The 7,067-nt window shown below is 64.6% G+C and carries 6 protein-coding genes; all 6 read left to right on the plus strand.

Features of this window, described 5'->3' with window-relative positions:
- Positions 1-148 precede the first annotated feature (148 nt).
- The 6 genes from ABDB81_RS20240 (at position 149) to ABDB81_RS20265 (ending at position 6,943) form a co-directional block, all read left to right on the plus strand.
- Positions 149-679: a Fur family transcriptional regulator gene (locus ABDB81_RS20240; RefSeq protein WP_137923576.1), complete on the plus strand. Its 531-nt coding sequence runs from the start codon at positions 149-151 to the stop codon at positions 677-679.
- 65 nt (positions 680-744) lie between these two features.
- Entirely contained in the window at positions 745-1,848 is a 1,104-nt protein-coding gene (locus ABDB81_RS20245; protein WP_346813186.1) for a GTP-binding protein, read from the plus strand.
- A gap of 388 nt (positions 1,849-2,236) precedes the next feature.
- Entirely contained in the window at positions 2,237-2,923 is a 687-nt protein-coding gene (gene dksA / locus ABDB81_RS20250) for an RNA polymerase-binding protein DksA (protein ID WP_237379999.1), read from the plus strand.
- Positions 2,924-3,123: 200 nt separating this feature from the next.
- Positions 3,124-4,326, plus strand: a complete 1,203-nt coding sequence (locus tag ABDB81_RS20255) for a GTP-binding protein (protein WP_346813187.1) — start codon at positions 3,124-3,126, stop codon at positions 4,324-4,326.
- Positions 4,259-4,720: a hypothetical protein gene (locus tag ABDB81_RS20260; protein WP_346813190.1), complete on the plus strand. Its 462-nt coding sequence runs from the start codon at positions 4,259-4,261 to the stop codon at positions 4,718-4,720. Before ABDB81_RS20255 ends, ABDB81_RS20260 begins: the two co-directional genes overlap by 68 nt.
- Before the next feature lie 108 nt (positions 4,721-4,828).
- Positions 4,829-6,943, plus strand: coding sequence for a TonB-dependent receptor (locus ABDB81_RS20265; RefSeq protein ID WP_346813192.1), 2,115 nt, complete (start codon positions 4,829-4,831; stop codon positions 6,941-6,943).
- Positions 6,944-7,067: the final 124 nt, after the last annotated feature.

Below are 7,067 nucleotides of genomic sequence, written 5' to 3' on the forward strand. Positions count from 1 at the left end.
AGGGGCTAACCCGCGAGAAACGGACATATCCGAGGGAACCGAAGACTTCCTCGGACACTCACCCGAACGGGTGCGCAACGCCCTCCGGAAAGACCTTGCTTGTGCAACTGAATTGCAACTCGATGGGCGCTATGGTTAAATCTCCGGCATGACCCGCACCACCTCCGAACCCGCTTCCACGCGCGCCAAGACGCTGCCTGCCGAGGCGGAACCCGATACCGATGTCGATGCCGCGCAAGCTGCCCAGGCGCGGCTGCGGCATCTGGGCGCCCGTGTGACCCAGCCCCGCGTGGCGATCCTGGCTTGCCTGATCGATGCCGACGAGCCGCTGACGCACCAGGCCGTGATCGACCGCCTGCCGCCCGATGGCGACGTGGATCGCGTGACCGTGTATCGCGTACTCGACTGGCTCGTCGATCAGGGCATGGCACAGAAGCGCGCTGGCCGCGACCGCGTCTTCCGTTTCACGCTGGTGGAGCACGAGGCAGCCCGCGCACAGGTGCATCGGCAGCACAGCCACTTTCATTGCACGCGCTGTGACCGCACCTTCTGTCTCGAATCGGCGGGCAAGTCCGTAGCGCCCAGGGTGCCCAGCGGCTTTGCCGTGGAGCACGTGGAACTGACCGTCAACGGCGTATGTGCCGAATGCGGAAGGGTGCGCGATGCCGGCGGGCAGTAACACCGAACACTGAATAACATGCCGGCCAGACGCCGGCCCAACGATCTCCCTCGGAGTCCAACGACATGTCCAAGCTCATTCCGGTCACGATCCTGACCGGCTTCCTCGGTAGCGGCAAGACCACGCTGCTAAAGCGCATCCTGAACGAACAGCACGGCATGAAGATCGCCGTGATCGAGAACGAGTTCGGCGAAGAAAATATCGACAACGAGATCCTCGTGCAGGATGGCCGCGAACAGATCGTGCAGATGAGCAATGGCTGCATCTGCTGCACGATCCGTGGCGACCTCGTGCAGGCCCTGTCGGATCTGGTCACCCAGCGCGACGAAGGCAAGCTCGATTTCGACCGCGTGGTAATCGAGACCACCGGTGTGGCCAATCCGGGTCCTGTGGCGCAGACCTTCTTCATGGACGAGGAAATTGCATCGCGCTACCTGCTGGACGCCGTGATCACGCTGGTGGATGCCAAGCACGGCAACATCCAACTCGACAAGCAGGAAGAAGCGCAACGCCAGGTGGGCTTTGCGGATTCGATCTTCATCACGAAGTCCGATCTGGTCAGCGCCGCAGAGGTGGACGACCTGCGCCACCGTCTGAAGCACATGAATGCCCGTGCGCCGATCCGCACCGCCAACTTCGGCGAGGCACCGATCGACACGATCTTCGACCTGCGCGGCTTCAACCTCAACGAAAAGCTCGAGATCGATCCCGAGTTCCTACGTACCGACGAGCACGACCATGACCATGGGCACGATCATGCGCACGGCGAGGAGTGCGCCGCCGATTGCGGGCACGATCACGCCAATGAGCACGGCCACGGCCATGATCACGGGCATGGCCATGCGCACGACCACCATCATCACCACCACCACACGGACCGCATCGCCTCGTTCGTCTTCCGTAGCGACAAGCCGTTCCACTACGGCAAGCTGGAGGAATTCCTGTCGGGCATCCTGTCGGTGTACGGCGAGAAGCTGCTGCGCTACAAGGGCGTGCTCTATATGGAAGGGGTGGACCGCAAGGTGGTGTTCCAGGGCGTCCACCAACTGATGGGCAGCGACATCGGCGCCAAATGGGAGAACGAGACGCCCGGTACGCGCATGGTATTCATCGGCGTGGACTTGCCGCGCGACGCCATCCTCAAGGGCCTGACCGCCTGCCTCGCCTGATTCCCGTCCAGTCCATCGCTGGTTGACCGGGCAACGGCCGGTCTGCCCGATGCGTCATATGCCCCCGCCGCCACCCTGGCCGGCGGGCGGCCTCCCCCGCTTTCTGCGCCCGACACCCTCCAGATGGGTGGAATATGGGGAAAACTCCTGTCTCTTGTCAGTCTTTCTCCCATATCTCGAAGAAATTTGTTCAAGTACAATAGGCCGGATTTGATACGGGCGGCGCACCTCTGGGCGTTGCCGGTATTCGCAGGGCGGCAGGCGTCGTCAGCACGAGGCAAGGGCCGCCAGCAGGCGCGGTCGCAGGGCTTTAGTGCGGAGACCGCCCTCCGCCTGGGGTTCCTCGCATACGCGCCGTCACTCTTCGACGCGTAGAGAGAGGTGCCCCATGACAGCCGCAACAAAAAGCAAGGAAAGCCGCAGCAAGACAGTTACCGCTGCGACGGAGACGCTCAAGGCGCAGCCTGTAAAGGCGACGCCAGCTCCCCGCGGCAGTACGGCGCACGCCGAAGCGGGCGAGGCCAAGGGAGGCACGCGAAGCAGCAAGACTGCAGCCAGCCAGAGTGAAACAGCCGCACCGCGCAAGCGGACGGCCACTGCACCCGAGCGGACGAAGACACCGCCGGTCGCATCAACAAGAGAATCAGCAGGTACCATGAGCAGCAACAAAATTCTGACTGAAGCTGAAATCCTGAAGATGAGCGACAAGGACTACATGAACGAGGCGCAACTCGCCTTTTTCAAGAATCGCCTTCAGCAGCTTCGCGACGATATCCTCAAGAATGCGGACCAGACGACGGAGCACCTGCGCGAAACGGTCATCGTGCCGGACCCGGCCGACCGTGCCACGATCGAGGAAGAACACGCCCTCGAACTGCGCACGCGCGACCGTGAGCGCAAGCTGCTGAAGAAGGTGGAACAGTCGCTGCAGCGTATCGACTCCGGCGACTACGGCTGGTGCGAGGAAACCGGCGAGCCGATCGGCGTGCCGCGTCTGCTGGCCCGTCCCACCGCCACGCTGTCGCTGGAAGCCCAGCAGCGCCGCGAACTGCGCCAGAAGCTGTTCGGCGACTGATCCGCCGCTCGGCGCATCGAATGCTGGCCATGCGGCCCGGCCTTGCCGGGCCGTTTTTGTTTTTTGCGGCAAACCCCGCTTCCAGCCGCCTTGCCGTCACGCGGGCGCACTACCATTAGCTGTGAGCCCGACCTGTTACAGGGGCCGGCTTTCTGCTACAGTCGCAACCTTGTTGCAATAACAGTTACAGATCCCATCACATGGCCGCTCGCCTGCCCGTCACCGTGTTGTCCGGATTCACCGGCGCCGGCAAGACCACCGTGCTGCATCACCTCGCGTCGCAGCATGGCGCGCGCATGGCCGTGGTGGACAGCCAGGGCGACCTGCTGGCCGAGGTGGAGAAGCTGGCGCAGGCCGGCCAGCACGATCATGTGGTGATCGAGGCCACCGCCACCGACGAGCCGCTCGGCATTGCCGATGCCTTCGCGTTCGAAGACCAGCACGGTGGGCAGGCACCCGGCGTGGTGCATCTCGACACACTGGTAACAGTCGTCGATGCCAGCCGCTTCCTGCAGGACTTCCACGACGCAGACTTTCTCTCCGCACGCGGGCTGGCCGATGCCGATGACGACCGCACCGTTGTGGATGTATTGATCGACCAGATCGAAGTCTGCGACGTCATCGTCGTCAACAAGATCGACCTTGTCGATGCGGGCCAGTTGGGCCGCCTGCATGTGGTGCTGCACGCGCTCAATCCGCGCGCCGATATCGTCGATGCCAGCCATGGCAATGTGGCCGCCGAGCGAGTGCTGGGCACGGGCCGGTTCGATATCGATGCCACGCCGAATGCCGCAGGCTGGCAAGCCGCGTTGCAAGGTGATGCCGTGCCTGCCGCTGCGGGGGTCTCCACCCTGCTCTACCGTCGTCGCCGTCCTTTCCACCCACAGCGCTTCGCCGACCTGATCCATACCGAGTGGATGCGCGAGCATGGCGACGTGCTGCGTTCGCACGGATTGTTCTGGCTGGCCAGCCGCATGGATATTGCCGGCGACTGGAGCCAGGCTGGCGGTGTCTGCCGTCCCGGTGCTGCCGGTGCGTGGTGGGCCGCCATCGACGCGGAGGAATGGCCGTCCGAAGGACTGGCACGCGCGGCCATCGAGGCCGACCTGCTCGAAGACGGCCTGCCCGCCGAGTACGGTGACCGCCGCCAGGAGCTGGTGCTGACCGGCATCGACCTCGATTCCGACGCGCTGCTCGCGCGGCTCGATGCGTGCCTGCTGACGGACGAAGAGATGGCAGCCGGCCCGGAGACCTGGGCCACCTATCCCGATCCGTTCCCGGACTGGGGTGACGCGTTCGACGACGTGCATGACCATGACCACGAAGGTCACGATCATGATCACGACCATGCGCACGATCACGATCATGGCGACGGCCCTTGTGGCTGCGGGCATGCGCACTGACGTTCCGCTTCTCTCGCGCTGGCGGGCACGCGGCGTTGGCTTCTGGCCAGCGCTGTGGCTCGTGGCCTGCCTGTTGCTCGCGCAGCATGCGGGTCTGGTGCACCGCGTGGTGCACGGCGGTTTTCCGGCCTTGCCGCAAGTCAGTCTCGTGACGGCTGCGGATGCAAGCCATGGCGCCCATCACGGCGCCTCGTTCCTGAAACTCGGTCTCCACTCGTGCGTGCTGTTCGACGGTGCGACAATGGCTGACACCCTCTTCGGCAGTTTCACGCTGCCCGATCTCGCCTTCGGCAAGCCGGTCAAGCCGGCAAACCTGGCGTGGCGCTGGCCCGATCTGCCGGCCGCGCGTCCATTCCACTCCCGCGCGCCTCCATCCGCATTCGCATTCGTCTGATCGCCTGGGTCGTGGCGCACTGCCACGCGCCCTCGCGTCTGCCTGACCGGGCATGCCGCGCCTTGAGCCGCGCCGCATGCCCGCCCACTCGAATTCGAATCGCGAGCCATGTACTCGAACTCCAACCGTATTCCGGCGGTGCGCCGCACCCCGCTGGCGGCACTTGCCGCCCTGATCGCCACTGGTCTTTCCTCCGCCGCCATCGCGCAGGACGCCACTCCGCAAACGCTGAAGGAAGTGGTGGTCACCGCCAATCCGCTCGGCAGCGACCTGAACGACATGGTCGCGCCCGTCTCCACGCTCGGCGGCGATGCACTGACCGTGCGCCAGGGCAGCACGCTGGGCGAAACGCTGAACAGCCTGCCCGGTGTGACCTCGTCGTACTTTGGCCCCAACGCCAGCCGCCCGATCATTCGCGGTCTCGACGGCGACCGCATCAAGGTGCTGCAGAACGGCGGCTCCACGCTCGATGCCTCCACGCTGTCCTACGATCACGCGGTGCCCATCGACCCGCTGATCGCCGAGAAGATCGAAGTGGTGCGCGGGCCCGCCGCGCTGATGTACGGCGGCAATGCCGTGGGCGGTGTGGTCAACGTGATCGACAACCGCATCCCGCGCGATCCTATCACTGGGGTGTCTGGCGCAACCGATTTCAGCGGCACGATAGGCGGCGACAAGGGCCGCAACGCCAGCGGCATGATCGAAGCCGGCAACGGCAAGTTTGCCGTGCATGCCGACGCGTTCGTGCGCCAGACCAGCGACCTGCGCATCCCCGGTTACGCACGCAGTGGCACGCAGCGTGCCACGCAGCCGCTGCCCGAAGGCGAGAGCGAGGCGTACGGAAAAATCCCGAACACCAACGCGCACCAGGAAGGCGGATCGCTGGGCGGCTCGTACACATGGGCCGATGGCTTCGTGGGCGCGAACTGGTCCACGTATCGCAACGACTACGGCACACCGGCCGAGGAAGACGCACGCATCAAGATGCGCCAGGACCGTTTTGCACTGGAAGGCGAAGCCCGTAACCTGGGCGGCAGCACCAACGGCATCATCCAGTCGATCAAGGGCAAGTTCAGCTACACCGACTACGAGCACCGCGAGATCGAGGGCGGCGAGACCGGCACCACGTTCAAGAATCACGGCTGGGATGCCCGACTGGAAGCCACGCACGGCAAGATCGGCAACATGACCGGTGTGATCGGCACGCAGTTCGGTCACACCGATTTCTCGGCGCTGGGCGAGGAAGCGTTCGTACCGACCACCGCCACGGACAACGCCGCATTCTTCGTCTTCGAGGAACTGCCGCTGATCTCGTCGGGCGATCTGAAGCTGAACTTCGGCGGTCGCCTCGATCACAGCCGCGTGAAAGCGAGCGCCAACGGGAACGACCGTTTCAGCGATGCCGAGCGCAGCTTCAACGCCGGCAGTGCGTCGGCCGGCCTGCTCTACAAACTCAACCCGGTCTGGACGGTCACGTCGAACCTGTCCTATACCGAGCGCGCGCCCACGTTCTACGAGCTGTACGCGAACGGCCCGCACCTGGCCACTGGCTCGTATGAAACCGGCGATCCAAACGCGAGCAAGGAACGCGCAACTTCGATCGACCTCGGCATGCGTTTCAAGCAGGGCAATCATAGCGGCAGCGTGTCGGGCTACTACAGCCGATTCCAGAACTATCTCGCACTGGTCAACACCGGTGGCTTCCGCGACGAGGAAGGCAATGTCGTAGCCGGTGGCGCTGACGGTGCACTGCCGGCTTACCAATACCTTGGCGTGCCGGCCACGCTGTATGGTTTTGAAGCCGACGGCAAGACGCGCCTGCTGAACAAGATGCTGACCACCAGCGACACGCTCGACTTCGAAGCGCGCGCGGATTACGTCCACGGCGAGAACCGCAGCAACGGCGAACCGCTGCCGCGTCTGTCGCCGCTACGTCTCGGTGGCTCGCTGGTCTATGGCGCTGGCCGCTGGGGCGCACGCATCAACGTGGACTGGAACGCGCGCCAGAGCCGCGTGCCCGCTGGCGACACGCCGAGCGATGCGTACACGATGCTCGGTGTCGCGCTGACGTACAAGATGAAACTGTCGGGTACGGAAACGCTGTTCTATGTGCGCGGGGATAACCTCACGAACACGGAAGCGCGCAGCGCGACGTCGATCTTGCGGGATATCGCGCCGTTGCCGGGGCGGAGTGTGAGAGTGGGGATGCGGACGCAGTTTTGAGGTTGCGCTGATTATTGCGACACCCGCCGCTATGCGCTCCCCTCTCCCGCGCGCGGGAGAGGGGAGGGGGTGAGGGTTAGCGGTTCTGCTTGCCGATGGTGGCTGCTTGCACCGCGGGGGGGGG

The sequence above is a fragment of the Cupriavidus sp. DL-D2 genome, assembly GCF_039710735.1.
In the GTDB taxonomy this organism is placed as follows: Bacteria; Pseudomonadota; Gammaproteobacteria; order Burkholderiales; family Burkholderiaceae; genus Cupriavidus.